Consider the following 21,149-nt stretch of genomic DNA (forward strand, 5'->3'; position numbering starts at 1 on the left):
CGCTCCGTCGACGTCGTCCCCGTCAACGTCACCCCACCGGAGCGCACCCGTGTCCACGTCCCGTACCGCGCCGCCGGCCGCCCCGGCCCCGGCCGCCCTGAAGGCCCGCACCGGCCTGATCCAGATCACCGTCACCGGAGTCCTGTGGGGCACCACCGGCGTGGCGGTGCAACTGCTGCGCGAGGGCACCGGGCTCAGCCCGGTGAGCATCGGCTTTTTCCGCCTCGCGATCGCCGCGCTCGTCCTGCTGGCGTGCACCGCCGGCCGGCTCCGCACGCTCCCGGCCGCCCTGCGCGCGGCACCCGTACCGCTGCTGCTCACCGGCGTCGGCCTCGGCCTCTACCAGGCGCTCTACTTCGCCGCCGTGGCGCTCGCCGGGGTCAGCGTGGCCACCGTGGTGAGCCTGGGCCTGGCGCCGGTGCTCGCCGCGACCTGGGAGTCGCTGCGGGCCCGCCGGCTCCCCGGCCCGGTACGCCTCGGCACCCTGGTCACCGCCGTGGCCGGGCTCGCCCTGATCACCGGGGCCACCGCCGAGCCCACCACGGCCGCGCCGGCCCCGCTGCTGGGCCTGCTCGCGGCCGCCGGGTCCGGCCTCGGGTACGCGGTGACGACCCTGATCAGCCGCCAGGTGTCGCAGCACACCGCACCGATGACACTGACTACCATCTCCACTGTGGTCGGCGCGCTGACCCTGGCGCCGATGGTACTGGTCGCCGGCGTCGCCGTCGACGTACGCCTCGACACCCTGGCGCTGCTGCTGCACCTCGGCGTCGTCACCACCGCCGTGGCGTACGCGCTGTTCTACGCCGGGCTGCGCACGACCGCGGGCAGCGTCGCGGCCGTGCTGACCCTGCTCGAACCGCTGACGGCGGCGGCGCTGGCCGTGGCGCTGCTGCACGAGCCGCTCCCACTGCCGGTGCTCCTCGGCGGCGCGCTGCTGCTCGCCGCCGTGGCCGCCACCTACCTCGCACCGACCCGCGGGGACGCCGAGTGAGCCGGCCCGGCCTACCATCGGTGGGTGCCCCAGCAGACCACCGAGATCCGGGCGGCGTCCTTCGCCGACCTGGACGCCCGCACCTTCCACGACCTGCTCAAGCTGCGCATCGACGTGTTCGTGGTGGAGCAGAACTGCCCCTACCCCGAGCTCGACGGGCGGGACGTGGAGCCGGGCACCCGCCACCTCTGGTTGACCGACGGCGGCGCGCCGCTGGCGTACCTGCGGATCCTCGCCGACCCCGACGGCGCCGCCCGGATCGGTCGGGTGGTGGTGGCCCCGCAGGCGCGCGGCGGCGGGCAGGCGGGCCGGCTGATGACGGCGGCGCTGGATCTGGTCGGCAACCGGCCCTGCGTGCTGGAGGCCCAGTCGCACCTGGTCGATTTCTACGCCCGGTACGGCTTCGCGGTGAGCGGCCCGGAGTACGTCGAGGACGACATCCCGCACACCCCGATGCGCCGCAAGGTCATTGACGTCTGACGATCGACCTGGCATCGTGCCGGGTAGAGCCAGCGCGGGAGCAACGCAGTAGGCACGGGAGCGGGCAACTCCCGGCTGTCCGGGTGTCGTCGTCCGACCTCATCCCCCCGGGGGCTCCATGTCCACTCTCGCCCGATCACCACGCGTGCTCCGGCCACTCGCCATCGCGGCGGCCGCCACGCTCCTGCTGACCACCGCGCTGAGCGTCGCGCTGGTCCAGCCCGCCTCCGCGCACGGCTCGGTCGTCGACCCGGCCTCGCGCAACTACAGCTGCTGGCAACGCTGGGGCAGCGACTTCCAGAATCCCCGGATGGCCACCGAGGACCCGATGTGCTGGCAAGCCTGGCAGGCCGACCCGCAGGCCATGTGGAACTGGAACGGGCTGTTCCGCGAGGGTGTGGCCGGCAACCACCAGGCCGCCGTCCCCAACGGCCAACTGTGCAGCGGCGGACGCACACAGAACGGTCGCTACAACGCCCTGGACACCGTCGGCGCGTGGAAGGCCACCCCGGTGTCGAACAACTTCCGGCTGCGCTTCTTCGACCAGGCCAGCCACGGCGCCGACTACATCCGGGTGTACGTGACCAAGCAGGGCTTCAACTCGTCGACCGAGGCGCTCGGCTGGGACGACCTGGAGCTGGCCGGCCAGATCGGCAACACCCCGGCGTCGCAGTGGAACCCGGACACCGGTGGCGTCTCCATCCAGATCCCGGTCAGCGCGCCGGGCCGCACCGGACGGCACATCGTCTACACCGTCTGGCAGGCCAGCCACCTGGACCAGTCGTACTACCTGTGCAGTGACGTCGACTTCTCCGGCGGCACGAGCACGTCGCCGCCCACCACGCCGCCGCCGACGACCCCGCCGCCCACCACGCCACCGCCCACCACCCCGCCCCCGAGCACGCCGCCGCCGAGCACGCCGCCGCCGAGCACTCCCGCGCCGGCCGGCGCCTGCTACGCGACGTACACGATCACCGGTCAGTGGGCTGGCGGCTTCCAGGCCGAGGTGAAGGTGACCGCGGGGGCCAGCTCGCCGACGCAGAGCTGGTCGGTGAGCTGGAACTTCAACAACGGTCAGAAGGTCGCGTCCGCGTGGAACGCCAACGTCACCACCAACGGCACACTGGTGACCGCGCGCAACGTGAACTACAACGGCGTCCTGGCCGGCGGAGCGAGCACCACGTTCGGCTTCCTCGGCTCGTGGACCGGTAGCAACCCCGTTCCCCTGGTCTCCTGTACGAAGACCAGTTGATCCCCGTCCGGCGCCGCACCCGGGCGGGGGTGCGGCGCCGGCCGGCGGGGATCAGACCAGGCAGCTGACGATCTCGGCGACCGACCGGCGGCGGCCCGTGTAGAACGGGACCTCCTCGCGGACGTGCCGGCGGGCCCCGGAGGCGCGCAGGTCCCGCATCAGGTCGACGATCCGGTGCAGCTCGTCGGCCTCGAACGCGAGCATCCACTCGTAGTCGCCCAGCGCGAACGAGGCGACCGTGTTGGCGCGTACGTCCGGGTAGCCGCGGGCCATCTTGCCGTGCTCGGCCAGCATCTCGCGCCGCTCGGCGTCGGGCAGCAGGTACCACTCGTACGAGCGCACGAACGGGTAGACGCACAGGTAGGGGCGGGCCTCCTCGCCGGCGAGGAACGCCGGGATGTGGCTCTTGTTGAACTCCGCCGGCCGGTGCAGCGCCATCTGCGACCAGACCGGGGTCAGCGCCCGGCCCAGCGTGGTGCGGCGGAACCGCAGGTACGCGTCCTGCAGCGCGTCGCTCGACGCGGAATGCCACCAGATCATCACGTCCGCGTCGGCGCGCAACCCGGAGACGTCGTACACGCCCCGGATCACCACGTCCTTGCCGGCCAGCTCGTCGAAGAGGGACTCGACCTCACCGGTGACGTTGTCCCGCAGGGACGGCAGTGGGGCGCTGGCCCGGAACACCGACCACATCGTGTAACGGATGCTGTCGTTCAGCTCCCGCAACCGGGCCGCGTTGGTCTGCTCGGTCATCTCGCCGATCCTCCCAGTGCTGTGATGATCTCGTCGGCCGCCGTCTCGCCGGAGCGGACGCAGACCGGTATGCCGACACCGTCGTAGCCGGCGCCGGCCAGGGCCAGGGTGGGATGCGCGGCCCGCAGCGCCGTCCGCGCGGCGGTCACCCGGTCGGCGTGCCCCGGGGCGTACTGGGGCAGCGCGCCGCCCCACCGCTGCACGTGCCCGTCGACCGGGGCGGGCAGCGGGGCGCCGAGCACCGCCGACAGCTCCCGGTGCACGGTCGCGGCCAGGTCCGCGTCCGGGCGTTGGAGCTGCGCCTCCTCGCCGTAGCGGCCCACCGAGGCGCGCACCAGCGCCAGCCCGTCCGGCCGCCGCAGGTGCCCCCACTTCGTGGTGAAGAACGTGGCCGCCTTGATCAGCAGCCCTTCGGTGCTCGGCACCAGGAAGCCGGACAGCTCGGGCAGCAGCGGCTGCGGCAACGCCAGGGTGACCAGCGCGACGCTCGCGTAGTCCAGCTCGCCCACGGCCGAGGCGGCCACCGGGGCCGGGCCGGCGAGCAGCCGGGCCGCCGGCCGGGCCGGCACAGCCAGCACCACGGCGTCCACGTCGACCAGCTCAGGATCGCGGGTCGGGCCGACGGTGAGCCGCCACCCCGTGCCGGTGGGCGTGAGGTCACGCACCGCGGCGTCCCGTCGTACCGTCGCGCCGCTGGCCGTCACCGCAGCCTCGACCAGGGTGCTGAGCCCACCCGCCAGGGTGCCGAAGACCGGGGCGCCCGGCGCGCGCGGCGCGGCGGCCTGCGCCGCCCGGACCGCGCCGACCAGGGTGTGCTCCACCCGCGCGGCACGGGCCAGCGCCGGCATCGTGGTGACCAGCGACAGGTCGTCCGCGCGGCCCGCGTACACGCCACCCAGCATGGGGTCGACCAGCCGGTCGACCACCTCGTCGCCGAAACGGGACCGGACCAGCGCGCCCACCGAGACGTCCGCGTCCGGCCCGACCAGCGGCCGGCCGCCGTCGGTGTCGGCGTCCGCGGCCGGGCGCGCGACCGTGGCCACCCGCTCCAGATCCCCGGGTACGCCCACCAGCGTCCCGCCCGGGATGGGGCGCAGCCCTCCGTCGACGACAAGCGCGGCCTGCCCGACGCTGGGGTGCACGATCTTCTCGGCCAGCCCGAGCCGGCGAGCCAACGCCACCGCCGCGCTCTCGGCCCCGGTCGGGTCGCGCATCAGGAACGACTCGGCGCCGAACTCCACCGGCGCGCCGGCCAACGTCCCGGTGCGCAGCTTGCCGCCCACCGCGCCGGACTGCTCGTACACAGTGATCTCGGTGCCCTCCGGCGCGCGGTCGCGCAGCCGGACCGCGGCGGCCAGCCCGGCGATCCCGCCGCCGACCACCGCCACCCGCCAGGGCTGCCGCATCGCCGTGTCAGCCCTGGTCGGCCCGGCGGCTGGAGACCTCGTGCACCAGCGCGACCACCCGGGTCAGCACGTCCGGGTCGGTCTCCGGCAGCACACCGTGGCCGAGGTTGAACACGTGCCCGGGGGCCGCCCGCCCCTGCGCCAGGATCCGGCGCACCTCGGCCTCCACCACCGGCCACGGCGCGAGCAGCACGGTCGGGTCCAGGTTGCCCTGCACCGCCTTGTCCGGGCCGATCCGGTGCGTGGCCACGTCCAGCGGAGTACGCCAGTCGACGCCGACCACGTCGGCGCCGGCCTCGCCCATCGCGCCGAGCAGCTCGGCGGTGCCGACCCCGAAGTGGATGCGCGGCACGCCCGCGTGCGCCAGCCCGCTCAGCACGGCCGTCGAGTGCGGCAGCACGTAACGGCGGTAGTCGGCCTCGGAGAGCGCGCCCGCCCACGAGTCGAACAGCTGCACGGCGGACACGCCGGCCTCGATCTGCACCCGCAGGAACGCCAGCGTCACCTCGGCCAACCGGCCGCAGAGCGCGTGCCACAGCTCGGGATCGCCGTACATCAGCGCCTTGGTCTTCGCGTGGGTCCGCGACGGGCCGCCCTCGACCAGGTAGCTGGCCAGGGTGAACGGCGCGCCGGCGAAGCCGATCAGCGGGGTGTCGCCCAGCTCGACCACCAGTTGGCGGACGGCCTCGTCCACGTACGGGACGTCGTCGCGGCCGATCGGGCGGATCCGCTCGATGTCGGCGGCGGTACGGATCGGCTCGGCCACCACCGGGCCGGTGCCCGGCACGATGTCCAGGTCGATCCCGGCCGCGGCGACCGGCACCACGATGTCGCTGAACAGGATGGCCGCGTCGACCCCGTGCCGGCGCACCGGCTGGAGGGTGATCTCGGTGACCAGCTCCGGGCGACGGCAGGACTCCAGCATCGGCACGGTGGCCCGGATCTCCCGGTACTCCGGCAGTGAGCGGCCAGCCTGGCGCATGAACCAGACCGGGGTGTGCGGGCCGGGCCGACGCCGACAGGCCCGGATGAAGGGCGAGTCGGCCGGGCCGCCGGGGCGCGGGTGTCCGTCTCGGGCGGCAGTGCCCGTGGTGTCCGTGGTCATCGCCGCAATCGTGCCACGCCGCCCGACCCCAGCCCGCCGCGGGTGAACGGAAGGGGACGCACCTAACGTCCGTCGCGCGGCCGGGCGGTCGGGGTACGTGTCGGCGCGCCGTCGAAGCGGGTGGGCCGACGGCGGCATAGGCTGCCGACATGGCCCCCCCGATCGCGCTCCCGGAGACCTTCGCCCGCGCGGTCGCCGGGCTGCGGTCGCCGGCACCCCGACCGGAGATCACCCTCGAGGAGGTCGGCGCTCCCCAGCGGCTCGCGCCGTTCACGTTCGCGCTCTCCGCGACGGTGCTGCGCGACGGCGACGAGGTGGCCACCGGCCGGCTGATCCTCCTGCACGACCCGGCCGGGCACGAGGCCTGGCAGGGCACGTTGCGACTGGTCACCTACGTGACGGCGGAGTTGGAGGTCGACCTCGCCGCCGACCCGCTGCTCCCCGGGGTCGGCTGGACGTGGCTGACCGACGCCCTCGACACCCAGGACGCGGGTCACCGGGCGATCGGCGGGACGGTCACCCAGACCATGTCGACCCGGTTCGGCGACCTCGCCGGGCCACCGACGGCCGGCGACATCGAGATCCGCGCCTCCTGGACGCCCGTCGACGACGACCTCGCCCCCCACCTGCTCGGCTGGTGCGCCCTGCTCGCCTCGACGGCCGGCCTGCCCCCACCCGGGGTCACCGCCCTGGCCGACCGCCGTCCGGCCGCCACCGCCTGAAACCCCGGCGGCGGCCGGCACAGCGGATCAGAGGTAGTTCTCCGCCTCGTCGCACACCTTGTCGAGGCCCTTCATCGCCGCGTCGTACGCGCCCTTGTTCCCCGCCCCCGCCGCACCCAGCGCGGTGGTCAGCTTGTCCAGGCAGCTCGCGATGACCTTCTTCTGCCGGGCCTGCTCGTCGCGGTCGTTGCGGGTGCCGGTCAGGTCCTGCTCGGTGTTGTCGAGCTTGTCCTGCATGGCCTGCAGATCGGTCTTGAGCTTCCCGATCTCGGTGGTGTTGGCCGCGATCGTCCCGTCGCGCTGGCTGACCTGACCGGTGAGGCGCTTCTCGGTCCGGTTCAGCTCGTTGTTCTTGGTCACGAACAGCCCGGTCATCACCCCACTGAGCACGAAGAGCAGCGCGGCCACCAGGGCCAGCACCAGCACCGCGCGACCCCGCCGCGGAGCCGCGGCAGCGCCGTACGGCACCATCCCGGGCGGGCCCGACATGGGCTGCCCGTACGCCGGACCGGAGACCGGCGGCGCGGACATCGGCTGGCCGTACGCCGGACCGGAGACCGGCGGCGCGGACATCGGCTGGCCGTACGCCGGACCGGAGACCGGCGGCGCGGACATCGGCTGGCCGGCGTAGGGCGGGGCGCTGGCCGGGTAGCCCGGCGTCTGCGGGGTGCCGTACTGCCGCTGCGTGGGCGCGGCGGCACCGTACTGCGGCGCGGCCTGACCCGGCGCGTACTGCTGCTGCGGTGCCGTCTGACCCGGCCCGTACTGCTGCGGCGGCGTGGGCTGGCCCGGCGCGTACTGCTGCGGCGCGGGCTGCCCGGCCGCGTGCTGCACCGTCGCGTCGGGGTCGGGCGCGTGCTGCACCGTCGCGTCGGTGCCGGCCGCGTGCTGCACCGTCGCGTCGGGGTCGGGCGAGCCGGCCGGCGGAGTCGGGGTGGCGGGCGGGAGACCCTCCGGCCCGGTCGGTGGCTGGGACATGTTCTTCCTCCAGGTGAGCAGGTCCTCCGCCGGTAGGCGCGACGGACCAGGTGCAGCGGCGGGATCGTCCGGGACCGAGGACCCGGATGGGTCGGGGACGGCCGGGGAGGCCGTCAGGCGCGAGCGGCCGGGGAGGCCGTCGGTGGCGGGAGCGGCCGGGCGGCCGTGGGTGGCGCGAGCGGCTGGGGCCGCAGGTCAGCAGATCTTGAAACCGTCGCAGGCGACCTTGATCGGGATGGCGAGCCCGATGCCCTCGGCGTCACGAGCCTTGGCGGTGGCGATGCCGACCACCTGCTTGCTGCCGTTGATCACCGGGCCGCCGGAGTTGCCGGGGTTGATCGGGGCGTCGAACTGGATGGCCGGTCCGGAGCCGCCCTGCGCGGCGCGCAACGCGCTCACCACACCGGTCGTGACGCTGTCCTCCAGGCCGAGCGGAGCACCGACGACGATGATCTGCTGCCCGGACTTCACGGCGCTGGGCGCGGTGACCAGGCCGGCGAACTTGCCGGTCGCCCGCAGGTGCGCCACGTCGTTGGCCTTGTCGACCTTGACGATGGTGGCCGGGAAGCGCTGGTCCGTGCGCTCCAGGAAGACCTGCCGGCCGCCGCTCTCCCAGATCGACTCGACCACGTGGAAGTTGGTGAACAGGTTGGTGCCGCCACCGGCGGCCGGCTTGCCCACCGCGAACGCGGTGCCGGTGAACTGGCCGGCCCGCACCCGGAAGACGCTGGGCAGCACGGCGCTGGCCACCGCCTCGGGGTTGAACGCCGCCCCGGCCTGCTTCTCCAGCGCGTCCGTGCGCTGTTCCAGGCCGTCGAGGCGGGTGCCGTCGCCGTCCTGGGCCTGGGCCAGCCGGCGGTCGGTGGCGGCGAGCCGGTCGCCGAGCCGGTCGAGCTGGTACGCCTGCAGGCCGGCCACGGCGGCCAGCGCGACGACGAGCAGCACGGCGAGCACCACTGGCCAGCGACGCCGGGTGGGTCGCGCAGGCGGTGTGACGCCCGGCCAGCCGGGCTGACCGGGGTGACCCGCGGTCGGGAACGGCGGTGCGCTGGCCAGGTCACCGGCGGGCGGATAGCCGCCGGCGCCGTAGGCCGTGGGAGCGCCCGGGGCGTACGGTCCGGCGCCGTACGGCACCGGACCTGCCGCGTACGGCGCTGGCCCAGGGGCGTACGGCGCGGCCGTGCTGTGTTCAGCGGCGGGGCCCGGCGTAGCGGCCGTGGTGTGCGGGCCGGCCGGCACGGGCCCCTGGGGCGCCGCGCCCCACTGGCCGGCGTTGGGTGGGGCCGCCCAGCCGGCACGGGGCGCCGGGACGGCGGCGGAGGGCTCGGCCCCGGGGCCCGGTGCACCGGCCCAGGTGGCGCCGACCTCCGGGTGCGGTTCGATGCGCGGCGGCAGGGGGCCCGGCCGTTCGGCCGCCCGCCCGCTCACGTCGTCAGGCTCGGCGCCCGTTGGCCGTGCGTCCCCCGCACCGAAGCCAGCCGTCATGATCGTCTTGCCCTTCCCCGTGGTCGTGCGCTTGCGGCCACGGCCCAGGATCACCCGAGCGGGGCCGGCGGCTCGATGGACCGTACCTGCGCGAACGGGCTTTGTCTCCCCCAATGTCCGGCATCCGAAGGGACACCTTGCGGACACCTGACCGACACACGCCGGACCGGCTGCACACGCCGGATCACGGCGCGCACTAGGGTTGGCAGGTGACCGACGAACCACCCCTGCGCCGTCGGCCCACCGAAGAACTCCCGGGACACGCACCCCAGCACCCGCCGTCGGCCCAGCCGCAGCCGGCGGGCGAGGGGCCCGACCCGACCGACGGTGGGCCCGTTCCGCTGACCGCCCCCCGCGACGGCACCCCTGATCCGGTGACCACCCCGGCCGAGCTCGCCGAGGTCGTGGCCCGGTTCGCCGCGGGCACCGGCCCGGTTGCCCTGGACGCCGAGCGCGCTTCGGGGTATCGCTACAGCCAGCGCGCGTACCTGGTGCAGCTGCGCCGCGAGGGCGCCGGCACAGCGCTGATCGACCCGCTGCCGCTGCCCGACCTCAGCACGCTGGACGCGGTGATCGGCGAGGCCGAGTGGGTGCTCCACGCGGCCAGTCAGGATCTACCCTGCCTGGCCGAGGTGGGGCTGCGTCCGCGCCGGCTCTTCGACACGGAACTGGCCGCTCGGCTGGCCGGGTTCGAGCGGGTCGGCCTGGCCGCGCTGACCGAGCAGCTACTCGGATTCACCCTGGAGAAGCATCACTCGGCGGCCGACTGGTCGAGTCGGCCACTGCCCGAGTCGTGGCTGACCTACGCCGCGCTCGACGTGGAGATGCTCACCGACCTCCGCGACGCGCTCGACGCCGAGCTGGCCCGGCAGGGCAAGTCGGCCTGGGCCGCGGAGGAGTTCGCCGCCCTGGTCCGGACCGGCGCCCGGCCGCCCCGGGTCCGCGCGGAACCCTGGCGGCGCACGTCGGGCATCCACCGTGTGCGCGGGGCGCGGGCCCAGGCCCGGGTCCGCTCGTTGTGGTACGCCCGGGACCAGATCGCGGTCCGGCGGGACGCCGCGCCCGGCCGGGTGCTGCCGGACTCGGCCATCGTCGCCGCGGCCGAGCTGGACCCGAAGGACGAGAAGACGCTGCTGACGCTGCCCGGCTTCGGGGGGCGGTCGGTCCGTCGGCTGGCCCGTACCTGGCTGGCCGCGCTCGACGACGCCCGGGAGCTGCCGGACGACGCCCTTCCGGTCACCCCGGCGGTGGAGGGCCCACCACCACCGCACCGGTGGGCCGAGCGGGACCCGGTGGCGGCCGGTCGCCTGGCCCGCTGCCGGGAGGCGGTGGTCCGCATCGCGGGCGAGCACAACCTGCCCCCGGAAAATCTGATCACCCCGGATTCGGTACGCCGTCTGGCGTGGAGCCCGCCGGAGGAGGTCATCGAGGACACGGTGGCGGAGTCCCTGCGCGGCTTCAACGCCCGCGAGTGGCAGATCGCCCTGCTGACCCCCGACCTGACCCAGGCCCTGGCCCCCAACCCCATCCCCTGACCCGCCCCCGCTCTCTGGTGTGGGGTGTGCCACAGCGGGGGACGGGCGGCAGGTTGGTTACTGGCGAGTAGCATCCGGGGTAACGTGCCCGTTCGGCTAGGAGGCTCAAGTGCCCCGTGAAGTTCGGGATGTCGTCTTCGTCGACGGCGTCCGTACCCCGTTCGGCAAGGCGGGTGGCATGTACGCCAACACCCGCGCCGACGACCTGGTGATCCGCTGTATCCGTGAACTGCTGCGCCGCAACCCGCAGCTGCCGCCGGAGCGGGTCGAGGAGGTCGCCATCGCGGCCACCACCCAGATCGGTGACCAGGGCCTCACCATCGGCCGTACCGCAGCGCTGCTGGCCGGTCTGCCCAAGACCGTTCCCGGCTTCGCGATCGACCGGATGTGCGCCGGCGCGATGACCGCCGTGACCACCGTCGCGAGTGGCATCGCCATGGGCGCGTACGACGTCGCCATCGCCGGTGGCGTCGAGCACATGGGCCGCCACCCGATGGGTGAGGGCGTCGACCCCAACCCGCGCATCATCGCGGAGAAGCTGGTGGACCCGTCGGCGCTGGTCATGGGCGCCACCGCGGAGAACCTGCACGACCTGGTCCCGCACATCACCAAGGAGCGCACCGACGCGTTCGCGCTCGCCTCGCAGCAGAAGACGGCGAAGGCGTACGCCAACGGCAAGCTCCAGGACGACCTGGTGCCGGTGGCCATCCGCGACGCCGAGGGCGGCTGGGGTCTGGCCGGAGTGGACGAGGCCCCCCGCGACACGTCGCTGGAGAAGCTGGCCACCCTGAAGACCCCGTTCCGCCCGCACGGCAAGGTCACCGCGGGTAACGCGGCGGGCCTGAACGACGGCGCCACCGCGAGCCTGCTCGCCGACGAGGCAACCGCCCGCGAGCTGGGCCTGCCGATCGCCATGCGGCTGGTGTCGTTCGGCTTCGTCGGGGTGGAGCCGGAGGTGATGGGCGTCGGCCCGATCCCGTCGACGGAGAAGGCCCTGCGCCTGGCCGGGCTGACCATCGACGACATCGGACTGTTCGAGCTGAACGAGGCGTTCGCCGTGCAGGTGCTCGCCTTCCTCGACCACTTCGGCATCGCCGACGACGACCCGCGGGTCAACCCGTGGGGCGGCGCCATCGCCATCGGCCACCCCCTCGCCTCGTCCGGCGTACGGCTGATGACCCAGCTGGCCCGCCAGTTCGCCGAGCACCCCGAGGTCCGCTACGGCGTCACGGCGATGTGCATCGGCATCGGCATGGGCGGCACGGTCATCTGGGAGAACCCGCACTGGACGGAGGGCGACAAGTGAAGGCGCCGAACGAGGTCGTCACCAGGGCGCTGCTGCGCTCGGTGACCGTACCGGGGCTGGACCGACCCGCCGCCCTGATCACCCTGGACAACGGCTTCGACCACACCAAGCCGAACACCTTCGGCCCGGCCGGTCTGACCAGCCTGGACGAGGCCATCACGGCCGCGCTCGCCGCCGACCCGGCGTTCATCGCGGTCACCGGCAAGCCGTACATCTTCTGTGTGGGCGCGGACATCGTCGGCCTGCCGCAGCTCGCCGACCGCGCGCAGGCGCTGGAGATCGGCCGGCTCGGCCACCGGGTCTTCGCCCGGCTCAAGGACAGCACCGTGCCCACGTTCGCGTTCGTCAACGGCGCGGCCATGGGCGGCGGCCTGGAGCTAGCGCTGCACTGTCACTACCGGACGCTCTCCGGCGGCGCGGCGGCGCTCGCCCTGCCCGAGGTCTCCCTCGGTCTGGTGCCCGGCTGGGGCGGCACCCAACTGCTGCCGAACCTGATCGGCATCCCCGCCGCCACGCAGGTGATCATCCAGAACCCGCTCATGCAGAACAAGATGCTCAAGCCGAAGCAGGCCGCCGAGCTGGGCATCGCGGACGTGCTGCTGGAGCCGGCCGACTTCCTGGAGCGGTCGCTCGAATGGGCCGCCGGCGTGGTGCGCGGTCAGGTCACCGTGACCCGGCCCGAGGTCGACAAGGACATGTGGGCGGGCGTGCTCTACTTCGCCCGGGAGACGCTGAACCAGCGGCTGCACGGCGCGGTCCCGGCCGCGTACAAGGCGCTCGACCTGTTGGAGACGGCGAAGGACGGCGACTTCGCCGCCGGCACCGCCGCCGAGGACGAGGCCCTCGCGGACCTGGTCTTCTCCGAGGAGCTGCGCAGCGGCCTGTACGCCTTCGACCTCGTGCAGCGGCGGGCCAAGCGGCCGGCCGGCGCACCGGACAAGGGCCTGGCCCGCCCGGTCACCAAGGTCGGCATCGTCGGCGCCGGCCTGATGGCCAGCCAGTTGGCGCTGCTGTTCGCCCGCCGCCTCCAGGTGCCGGTCGTCATGAGCGACCTGGACCAGGCCCGGGTGGACAAGGGCGTCGGCTACGTGCACACCCAGATCGAGAAGGCCGTCACCAAGGGCCGGATGGACAAGGGCACCGCCGCCAAGCTGTACGGCCTGGTCAGCGGCACGGTCGACAAGGGCGCCTTCGCGGACGCCGACTTCGTCATCGAGGCGGTCTTCGAGGACCTGGGCGTCAAGAAGCAGGTCTGGGCCGAGCTGGAGAAGATCGTCTCCCCGGAGGCGGTGCTCGCCACCAACACCAGCTCGCTGTCCATCACCGAGATGGCCGCGGAGCTGGAGCACCCGGAGCGGGTGGTCGGCTTCCACTTCTTCAACCCGGTGGCCGTGCTGCCGCTGCTGGAGATCGTGCGGGGCGAGCGGACCGACGACGCCACCCTGGCCACCGCGTTCGCGGTCGGCAAGCAGCTCAAGAAGTCGAGCGTGCTGGTCAAGGACGCCCCGGCGTTCGTGGTGAACCGGCTGCTCACCCGCTTCCTGGGCACCGTCTTCGCGGCCGTCGACGCCGGCACGCCGCTGGACGTGGCGAACAGCGCACTGGACCCGCTGGGCCTGCCGATGCGCCCGCTCGCCCTGCTCCAGCTGGTCGGGCCGGCCGTGGCGTACCACGTGGGCGGCACCCTGCACGAGGCGTTCCCGGACCGGTTCGGGGTCAGCGAGAACCTCAAGCGGATCGCCGACTCGGGCCAGCCGATCGTGGTCGACGACCAGGTCAACGACGAGGTGGCCAAGCTGCTCGTCGTCGGTGACCAGCCGCTGACCGCCGAGCAGGTACGCCAGAACGCGCTCGACGCGCTCGCGCAGGAGATCCGGCTGATGCTGGACGAGGGCGTGGTCGCCGAGGCGCAGGACATCGACCTGTGCATGATCCTGGGCGCCGGTTGGCCGTTCCACCTGGGCGGCGTCACGCCGTACCTGGACCGGACCGGCACCAGCGAGCGGGTCACCGGCCGGCGGTTCCTGCCGCTCGGAGCGGCGAGCCTGCCCGCCTGACACGACCCCAGCACCACCGTCGCGGTGGCCGGACCGTCCCTCGTGGACCGGGCCGGCCACCGCGCTCGTTGGTGACCGGCCCGGGAGCGGGCGGGACCGGCGGGACCTGGGCGGGGGCCACGCTGGGGCGGTCGCCGGGTTACGATCACGCGCTTTGCACACCCATCCTGGAGCTGACTGATGTCCCAGCCGCCGGCCAACCCCTTCGGCCCGCCGCACGATTCCCCTCCCCCGCCGCAGCAGCCGGGCCAGCCGGCCGTGCCGCAGCAGCCGGGCCAGCCGCAGCAGCCCGGCGGTTGGCCGCCGCCGCAGCAGCAGGGCTTCCCGCCGGCTCAGCCGGGGCAGCCGTACGGCGACCCGAACCAGTTCGGCGGCCCGCCACCGGCGAAGAAGTCGAACGTCGGCAAGATCATCCTGATCGTGCTGGCCGTGGTGCTCGTGCTCTGCCTCGGTGGCGCGGCGATCACCTGGTTCGCGGTCAAGGACGAGGTGGGCGACGTCGTCGACGCCACCAAGACCCGGGTGGTCGCGCCGGCCACCCTCGCCGGCCGGGCGAAGAACACCGACCCGCAGTTGCAGACGGTCGCCGACCAGATGGTCACCGAGATGAAGACCGAGGTGCAGAACGAGACAAGCACGATCGGCGCGTTCTACGGCGACCCGGCCAAGCAGGACCTCATCATGATCACGGCGGTGTCCGGCGTGATGGCCGACCCGAAGAAGGAGCTGGACGAGGCCGTCACCGGGCTGTCCAGCGAGCTGTCGGTGACCAACATGGCGGTGGTCGAGGCGGGCCCGCTGGGCGGTGACGCGCGCTGCGGCGACGGCAAGACCGAGGGCGTGCCGCTCGGCGTCTGCGTCTGGGCCGACCGGGGCAGCGTGGGCCTGGTGGTCATGTACTTCAAGTCCGCCGAGGAGACGAAGGCCGAGTTCGTCACCATCCGGGGCCAGATCGAGCAGCGCTCCTGACCCGTGCACGACCGGGACCCCGGCCACCTCACGGTGACCGGGGCCCCGCCGTACGTCACGGACCGCTCAGGCTCCGGCCACCGGGAAGTACGCGTTCAACTTGCTCCGCAGGTGGGCCGCGTAGATGAAGCCGAGCGCCGGATTGCCGCGGTACGCGCTGGCCGTGCCGCTGCCGGCGTCCACCGCCACCGGACGGGCCACCGCGGCGAACTTCATCTGCTGGCCCCCCTGCGCCCACGCCGAGGCCGCCGGCTCGACCTGAGTGCCGACCAGGGCGGGGAACACGGCCACGCCGTTCTGAAAGCCACGCAGCTGCCCCTTGCGGGCCAACACGTAGTCCATCGCCGTGGCGGTGAACCTCTGCAGAGCGTCCGCCGTGACCAGCGTCGTCGGCGCGGCGACCGTGAACAAATGCAGCTTGGTCGCCATCCACCGCATCCTGAAGTCGCCCCGGTAGCCGATCAGCACCGGTACGCCGCCCCAGTCCTCGGTCCGCACCTCGCAGCCGTCGGCCCGAAGCCGCTCGCCGGTCGCGGTGAGGTACGCCTGCACCGGCTCGGTCGCCGTCGTGTCCATATCTGCCCACACATCCTTCATCTGGCTGCTGTGGTCGCTCATCCAACACCACGCCAACCTGTTACGCCGTCCCGTGGATCACGGCGACGCGACAGGATCCCCGGCGGCCGTCTCCAGCGCCTGGACCGGCTCGACGTCACCCGTCGCCGCCACGCCCGCCGGTGACGCGGCCCGCTCGGCCGCGCTGCGCAGCACGCAGAACTCGTTGCCCTCCGGGTCGGCGAGCACCACCCAGCCGGAGCCGTCCGGCCGGATCTGGTCCGCGACGTGCACCGCGCCGATGCCGAGCAGCCGCTCGACCTCGTCGGCCCGCGACCGGTCGGCCGGCTCCAGGTCCAGGTGCAGTCGGTTCTTCACCGCCTTGCCCTCGGGCACGGCGATGAACAGCACCTCCGGCCCGCCCGGCGGCAGGAGCATCGCCTCCGGGTCGCCCGGGAAGTCGTCGGGCTGCCGGGGGCAGTCGAAGACCTGCGACCAGAAACCGGCCAGGGCGTACGTGTCGCGGCAGTCGAAGCTGATGTTGTGGATCGTGGAACTCACGGTTGGTCCTCCACAGTGGTGATGGCGACACGTTCCCCGGCGCTGCGCAGCACGCAGAACTCGTTGCCCTCCGGGTCGGCCAGCACCGCCCAACCCGTCCCGTCGGCATGCCGCCGGTCGGCGACCATCGTGGCGCCGAGGCCGAGCACCCGCTCGATCTCCTCGTCGCGGATTACCGCCTCCGGATCACCCGGAACGTCCTCGCTGTGCCGGGCGTAGCCGAGCACCGCCGACCAGAAGCCGGCCAGGGAGTACGTGTCGTGGCAGTCGAAACTGATGTTGCGGATCCGTGGATACACGGGTGGTCCCTCCATGCGCGGATGGGGACGCTCCGCTGCCCGGGGTCAGCCGGCGACGACCCGGGGTGCGGAGCCCTGACTGGTGGACATCGACGTACCCCCCTTCGCCTCCGAGCTGACGGCGTGATCTTGCCACCGGCCGAGCGCCGTGTGCAACCCCGTTCAGCCGGTGGTGGTCACCGCACCGGTCACCGCCGGGGCGTCCGCGGTCGGCAGGGTGACCGTCACCTCCAGGCCGCCGCCGGGCTGGGCGATCACCCGGACGGTGCCGCCGTGCGCCTGGCAGACCGCCCGGACGATGGACAGGCCCAGGCCGGAGCCGCGCGCCCCGGTGCGTTCCCGGCCACCGCGCCGGAACGGCTCGAACAGTCCGGGCACGTCGGCCTGGTCGACCTCGAAACCGGTGTTGCCCACCACCAGCCACGAGCGGTCGCCGTCGGTGCCGGTACGCACCCAGAGCCGACCGTGCAGGTGGTTGTAGCGGACCGCGTTCTCGATCAGGTTGCCGGCCAGCCGGTCGAGCAACCCCGGATCGCCGACCACCGGCGCGGATTGCAGCGACGTCTGCACGCGCAGGCCGATCCGCTCCACCTCGCGGCGCATCGCCGACAGCGCGTTGGCGGTGCCCGTCGCGAGGTCGCACTCGGTACGCCGGCCCAGCCGCCGCCCGGCCTGCGCCTCGCTGCGGGCCAGCACCAGCAGCGCGTCCACCAGGCTGTTCGCCCGCTCCGAGGCGTCCCGGACGACGGTCGCCATCCGGCGGTACTCGGCGGCGTCCGCGTCGTCGTCGCTGAGCGTCACGTCGATCTCGGTCCGCATCACGGCGAGCGGGGTCCGGAGCTCGTGCGAGGCGTTGGCCACGAAGCGCTTCTGCGCCTCGAACGCGGACGCGATCCGGTCCAGCATCGCGTCGAACGTCTTGGCCAGCTCGGCGACCTCGTCGTCCGCGCCCGAGTAGCCGATCCGCTGGTCCAGCGTCGCCTCGCCGAGCCGCTGGGCGGTCGCGGTCACCTGGTGCAGGGGCCGTAGCGCCCGGCCGGCCACGGCGTACGCGCCGGCCACCCCGACCACGCTGATCGCCAACAGCGCGACCAGGCCCTTGGCCAGCAGCTCCCCGGAGGCGGCGTCGACCAGCTCCCGCTGCCACTGGGCGGCGTCCATCCGCCCACCGTCGGAGAGCAGCACCGTCGTGCCGGGCAGCAGCTCGTCGGTGGGCCGCAGCGCGTCACGGACCAGCAGCCAGGCCAGCAGCACCAGGATCGCGCCCGCGCCGACCAGCAGCACCCCGTTGAGCAGCGTCAGCCGCAACCGCAGGGTGGGTCGCAACCGCCCCGGCCGGCTCACGGCAGGACCTCGGCCGTGCGGTAGCCGGCCCCCACCACCGTCTCGATCAACGGCGGGTCGCCGAGCTTTCGACGCAGCGTCATGACGGTCACCCGGACGATTGTGGTGAACGGGTCGGTGTTGGCGTCCCACACCCGCTCCAACAGCTCCTCGCTGGACACCACCGCGCCCCGGGCCTTGAGCAGCTCACTGAGCACGCCGAACTCCTTGTTCGTCAGGTCCATCGGCACACCGGCGCGGGTGGCGACCCGGCGGGCCGGGTCCAGCACCAGGTCCGCCAGTTCGAGAACCGGCGGCGCGGCCGGGGTGGCCCGCCGGCCCAGTGCCTGCACCCGGGCGACCAACTCGTCGAACGCGAACGGCTTGGGCAGGTAGTCGTCCGCCCCGAGCTGCAACCCCTCCACCCGGTCGGCCACCGTGCCGCTCGCGGTCAGCATCAGCACCCGGGTCAGCGCCCCGGAGGCGGCGAGGTCGGCGCAGATCTGGTCGCCGTGCACGCCGGGCAGGTCGCGGTCGAGCACCACCACGTCGTACCGGGTGACGAACGCCGCCTCGTGGCCGGCGTCGCCGTCGTACGCCACGTCCACCGCCATGCCCCGCTTGCGCAATCCACGCGCGATCGCGTCGGCGAGGTTGCGTTCGTCCTCCACCACCAGTACCCGCATCCCGGCCTCCTCGCTGCTGACCACCGACAACCTAGTGCCGGCGGGCAACAATCCTCCCTCGCCGCCCACACCGACCCGGCGGTGGTCAGCCAGGCAACCGCCACAGCCCGTACGCGCTGTCTCGGCGCCGGCAGAGCAGTCGCCCGGTGAGGGCCTGACAGTCCCCGGTCGCGTCCCGCAACACGTCCAGCATCCGTGCCCGGCCACCGGCGACGTCCAGCTCGGCGACGAGCAGGCCCCCGTCGGGATGGCGGCGTACGCCGATCAGCGGGTCGCCGAGGGCGAACCGGGCCAGCTCCCACCGACCCAGCTCGGCCAGCACCCGGCCGGTCGGTGGGTCGAGCACGACGAGTTCCTCCGCGCCCGGCCCGGCGCTGCTCACCGTGGTGGCCACCAGCCGACCGGCGTAGGGCCAGACCCACCCCCAGCGGTCGCTCCCCCAGAGGTCCCGACCGGTGGCGGTGTCGAGCGCCCGCAGCCCGCCGGAGCGGGTCTGCACGCAGATGACGACGCCACAGTCCGACGCGTACAGCGCCTCGCCGGCGGGCACACGCCACCGCTGGCGCAGGTCGTCGAGCCCATACGCGGTGATCGTGGCCGACGGACCGCCGATGGTGAGCAGCAGGTCGTCCGCCAGTTGCACGGACAGGCTGGACCCACCGCCGGAGGCGCCCAGGTCGGTGCGGGCCAGCACCGCGCCGGTGGTCGCGTCGCGGACCTCGGTCGACCCGCGCAGGCGGACGACGACCACGCGGTCCACCCCGTGCTCGCCGTCGTGGAAGACGAACTCACCGCCGGGGCTGATCGGCACCTGCCAGCGCACGGTCCCGCAGCACGGGTCGACCCCGCGCAGGGTGTCCAGCTGGTCGTCGCTGCCGGCGGACCACATGAGGATGTTGCCGTCGGGAAGCGCGGCGGGGTTGCCGGGCTGCTGCCAGCGGTACGCCCCGGTCCGGCGGTCCAGCGCCATCGTGAGCGTCCCCTGACTGTCCGGGCCGACCTCGTGGCCGGTGACCAGCAGCGTCTCGCCCTGCTGCGCGACTCCCCAGTACCGGCCCTCGGTCGGCAACGGCACCTGCCAGGCCGGCTCGCCGCTGGGCAACCGGGTGGCGGTGAGCCGCCGCTGCCCCGTTCGGCCGAGCGGCTCGACGAGGACGAAGAGGTCGTCGGAGACCAGCGCGTCGCCGCCGAGCTCGGCCTGCACCGTCACCACCTCGCGCCGGTGCAACGGCCCCGAACCGGCGAGGCCGGCGAGCACCAGCAGCACTACCAGCGCGCAGCGCAGGGGCCGCTGCCGGGCCAGCGGCGGGCGGAGCAGCCGGACGGTGTCGGGGTCCGGCCCGTGCCGCAGCTCCCCGAGATCGATCACCGGACCGGTCACCGGGGCAACCGCCACAGCGCGGTCGAGCCGTCGAGGCGGCGGCAGAGCAGGACGGGCAGCGCCGCCTGGCACCCACCGACCACGCCCGGCAGCACGTCCAGGATCCGCGTCCGACCGGCGGTGAGGTCCAGCTCGGCGACGACGAGCCGGCCGTCGGGCGTCGGGCGTACGCCGACCAGCGGGTCGTCGCGGCGTAGCTGGTCCACCAGCTGCCACCGGCCCAGCTCAGCGCGTTCCCGCCCGGTCTGCGCGTCCCGCACCGCGTACCGTTGCTCGGGCGCGGCCACCAGCAACATGTCCCGCCGGACGTCGACCAACGTGTCCGGCCCCGGGTCCGACCAGCGAACGGCGCCGGTGGCGGGGTCGATGGTCTGGATGGCGCCGGTCTGCTGGACCGTGCAGAGCAGGTCCGCACACGGGACCGCCCAGGCCACCAGCGGCACCGACGACGTCCACACCCGGTCCAGTCCGGGCAGCCGGAAGGCGACCAGCCCGGTGCTGCCGGGCGGGACGAGCAGCACGAGGTCGTCCACGACCTGCACCCGCTGGAACGCCGACCGGGCACCGGGCAACGTGTCGACGCTGCGCAGCAGGTCGCCGCTGCCGGCGTCGTACACCTGCAGCTCACCGGTCGGCTGGACGAACACGATCTGGTCGACCTGACCCGCCGGCCCGTGGTAGTCGGGGCTGCCGGACGGGATGGGCACCGACCAGAGCACCCGGCCGGTGTCGGGCACCACCCGGCTCACCGTGCCCGGCCCGTCGCCCAGGTCGTTCGCGAGGAGCAGGCCCCCGTCGGCCGTTCGCCTGGCGATTCCCGGCTGGCGCCAGCGCCGCTGGCCCGTCCCGGCGTCGAAGGCGGTGGTCTCCAGCACCCCGTTCGCGGTGCTGGCACCCACCGCCAGCAGCATCCCGCGGTCGCCCCAGACCGCCAGGAAGTCGCCGCTGCGTTCCAGCGGTGCGCGCCACCGGAGCCGCACGCTGTCCCCGCCCCGCGGCCCGGGACGGCCGTAGGCGGTCAGGTACCGGTCGCCGATGGGAGTCGACGTGTCGACCACGACGATGGCGTCCTCGGTGAGGTACACCGAGGCGCCCGGCGAGGCCGGCACCGACGTCACGATCCGTTGCCGCACCGGGGTCGCGCTGGCCAGCGTGACGAGGGCCAGCAGCAGCACCGCCGCGCTGCGCAGCCGACGGCCGGCGGCGCGCGGTCGGCGGGCCGTCGCCCGCGACTCGGGCTCGTCCCGGACCTCGCCCAGCTCGATGATCGACAACGACCGTCCCTCCATCGCCGGTCGGGTC

The 21,149-nt window shown here is 73.9% G+C and carries 20 protein-coding genes; 8 read left to right on the forward strand and 12 right to left on the reverse strand.

Annotated features, from left to right (window positions below; genetic code table 11):
- Positions 1–49 precede the first annotated feature (49 nt).
- From ACFYPR_RS24050 to ACFYPR_RS24060, 3 genes are all read left to right on the forward strand, one after another.
- Positions 50–994 (forward strand): DMT family transporter, encoded by a 945-nt coding sequence (locus ACFYPR_RS24050; RefSeq protein WP_387262598.1) that lies wholly within the window; start codon positions 50–52, stop codon positions 992–994.
- Between the two features lie 24 nt (positions 995–1,018).
- Positions 1,019–1,474, forward strand: a complete 456-nt coding sequence (locus ACFYPR_RS24055) for a GNAT family N-acetyltransferase (RefSeq protein WP_363935884.1) — start codon at positions 1,019–1,021, stop codon at positions 1,472–1,474.
- 118 nt (positions 1,475–1,592) lie between these two features.
- The gene (locus ACFYPR_RS24060; protein ID WP_387262601.1) at positions 1,593–2,726 is read left to right on the forward strand and encodes a lytic polysaccharide monooxygenase; all 1,134 of its coding nucleotides are present in this window, start codon (positions 1,593–1,595) and stop codon (positions 2,724–2,726) included.
- A gap of 51 nt (positions 2,727–2,777) precedes the next feature.
- Here ACFYPR_RS24060 and hemQ read toward each other — a convergent pair whose 3' ends face one another.
- Genes hemQ through hemE form a run of 3 tightly spaced genes read right to left on the reverse strand, consistent with a single transcriptional unit; the run spans position 2,778 to position 5,990 of the window.
- Positions 2,778–3,479 (reverse strand): hydrogen peroxide-dependent heme synthase, encoded by a 702-nt coding sequence (gene hemQ / locus ACFYPR_RS24065; RefSeq protein ID WP_363942777.1) that lies wholly within the window; start codon positions 3,477–3,479, stop codon positions 2,778–2,780.
- Complete coding sequence (gene hemG, locus ACFYPR_RS24070) at positions 3,476–4,885, reverse strand: protoporphyrinogen oxidase (RefSeq protein WP_387184030.1); 1,410 nt, start codon at positions 4,883–4,885, stop codon at positions 3,476–3,478. Before hemG ends, hemQ begins: the two co-directional genes overlap by 4 nt.
- A gap of 7 nt (positions 4,886–4,892) precedes the next feature.
- Positions 4,893–5,990, reverse strand: coding sequence for a uroporphyrinogen decarboxylase (hemE, locus tag ACFYPR_RS24075; RefSeq protein WP_354858140.1), 1,098 nt, complete (start codon positions 5,988–5,990; stop codon positions 4,893–4,895).
- A 149-nt stretch (positions 5,991–6,139) separates the two neighbouring features.
- On the opposite strand from hemE, the gene ACFYPR_RS24080 reads away from it, so the two are divergent.
- Positions 6,140–6,712: a DUF3000 domain-containing protein gene (locus ACFYPR_RS24080; protein ID WP_266250991.1), complete on the forward strand. Its 573-nt coding sequence runs from the start codon at positions 6,140–6,142 to the stop codon at positions 6,710–6,712.
- Between the two features lie 27 nt (positions 6,713–6,739).
- Here ACFYPR_RS24080 and ACFYPR_RS24085 read toward each other — a convergent pair whose 3' ends face one another.
- Complete coding sequence (locus ACFYPR_RS24085; protein ID WP_387262604.1) at positions 6,740–7,690, reverse strand: hypothetical protein; 951 nt, start codon at positions 7,688–7,690, stop codon at positions 6,740–6,742.
- A 195-nt stretch (positions 7,691–7,885) separates the two neighbouring features.
- A complete protein-coding gene (locus ACFYPR_RS24090) occupies positions 7,886–9,118 on the reverse strand; it encodes a trypsin-like peptidase domain-containing protein (protein WP_387262606.1) in 1,233 nt (410 codons plus the stop codon).
- A gap of 266 nt (positions 9,119–9,384) precedes the next feature.
- On the opposite strand from ACFYPR_RS24090, the gene ACFYPR_RS24095 reads away from it, so the two are divergent.
- From ACFYPR_RS24095 to ACFYPR_RS24110, 4 genes are all read left to right on the forward strand, one after another.
- Complete coding sequence (locus ACFYPR_RS24095; RefSeq protein WP_387184021.1) at positions 9,385–10,710, forward strand: ribonuclease D; 1,326 nt, start codon at positions 9,385–9,387, stop codon at positions 10,708–10,710.
- A 109-nt stretch (positions 10,711–10,819) separates the two neighbouring features.
- Entirely contained in the window at positions 10,820–12,016 is a 1,197-nt protein-coding gene (locus ACFYPR_RS24100; protein WP_354858147.1) for a thiolase family protein, read from the forward strand.
- Positions 12,013–14,073, forward strand: coding sequence for a 3-hydroxyacyl-CoA dehydrogenase NAD-binding domain-containing protein (locus ACFYPR_RS24105; protein WP_354858150.1), 2,061 nt, complete (start codon positions 12,013–12,015; stop codon positions 14,071–14,073). The genes ACFYPR_RS24100 and ACFYPR_RS24105 overlap by 4 nt, the downstream gene beginning before the upstream one ends.
- Before the next feature lie 180 nt (positions 14,074–14,253).
- Positions 14,254–15,042 carry a hypothetical protein gene (locus tag ACFYPR_RS24110; RefSeq protein ID WP_355133618.1) on the forward strand — a complete coding sequence of 263 codons (789 nt, stop codon included), beginning with the start codon at positions 14,254–14,256 and terminating at the stop codon, positions 15,040–15,042.
- A gap of 66 nt (positions 15,043–15,108) precedes the next feature.
- Here the strand turns inward: ACFYPR_RS24110 and ACFYPR_RS24115 are convergent, their stop codons facing one another.
- From ACFYPR_RS24115 to ACFYPR_RS24145, 7 genes are all read right to left on the reverse strand, one after another.
- Complete coding sequence (locus ACFYPR_RS24115) at positions 15,109–15,660, reverse strand: levansucrase (RefSeq protein ID WP_354858154.1); 552 nt, start codon at positions 15,658–15,660, stop codon at positions 15,109–15,111.
- Positions 15,661–15,696: 36 nt separating this feature from the next.
- Positions 15,697–16,158, reverse strand: coding sequence for a VOC family protein (locus ACFYPR_RS24120; RefSeq protein ID WP_355063972.1), 462 nt, complete (start codon positions 16,156–16,158; stop codon positions 15,697–15,699).
- Positions 16,155–16,472: a VOC family protein gene (locus ACFYPR_RS24125; protein ID WP_387184006.1), complete on the reverse strand. Its 318-nt coding sequence runs from the start codon at positions 16,470–16,472 to the stop codon at positions 16,155–16,157. Before ACFYPR_RS24125 ends, ACFYPR_RS24120 begins: the two co-directional genes overlap by 4 nt.
- Positions 16,473–16,619: 147 nt before the next feature.
- Positions 16,620–17,801 (reverse strand): HAMP domain-containing sensor histidine kinase, encoded by a 1,182-nt coding sequence (locus ACFYPR_RS24130; RefSeq protein ID WP_363938216.1) that lies wholly within the window; start codon positions 17,799–17,801, stop codon positions 16,620–16,622.
- Complete coding sequence (locus ACFYPR_RS24135; RefSeq protein ID WP_039907546.1) at positions 17,798–18,466, reverse strand: response regulator transcription factor; 669 nt, start codon at positions 18,464–18,466, stop codon at positions 17,798–17,800. Before ACFYPR_RS24135 ends, ACFYPR_RS24130 begins: the two co-directional genes overlap by 4 nt.
- 85 nt (positions 18,467–18,551) lie before the next feature.
- Positions 18,552–19,847 (reverse strand): PQQ-binding-like beta-propeller repeat protein, encoded by a 1,296-nt coding sequence (locus ACFYPR_RS24140; protein ID WP_387262611.1) that lies wholly within the window; start codon positions 19,845–19,847, stop codon positions 18,552–18,554.
- Entirely contained in the window at positions 19,844–21,121 is a 1,278-nt protein-coding gene (locus tag ACFYPR_RS24145) for a PQQ-binding-like beta-propeller repeat protein (RefSeq protein WP_387262613.1), read from the reverse strand. The genes ACFYPR_RS24140 and ACFYPR_RS24145 overlap by 4 nt, the downstream gene beginning before the upstream one ends.
- Between the last annotated feature and the right edge of the window lie 28 nt (positions 21,122–21,149).

Source organism: Micromonospora sp. NPDC005254 (assembly GCF_042872525.1).
GTDB lineage: Bacteria > Actinomycetota > Actinomycetes > Mycobacteriales > Micromonosporaceae > Micromonospora.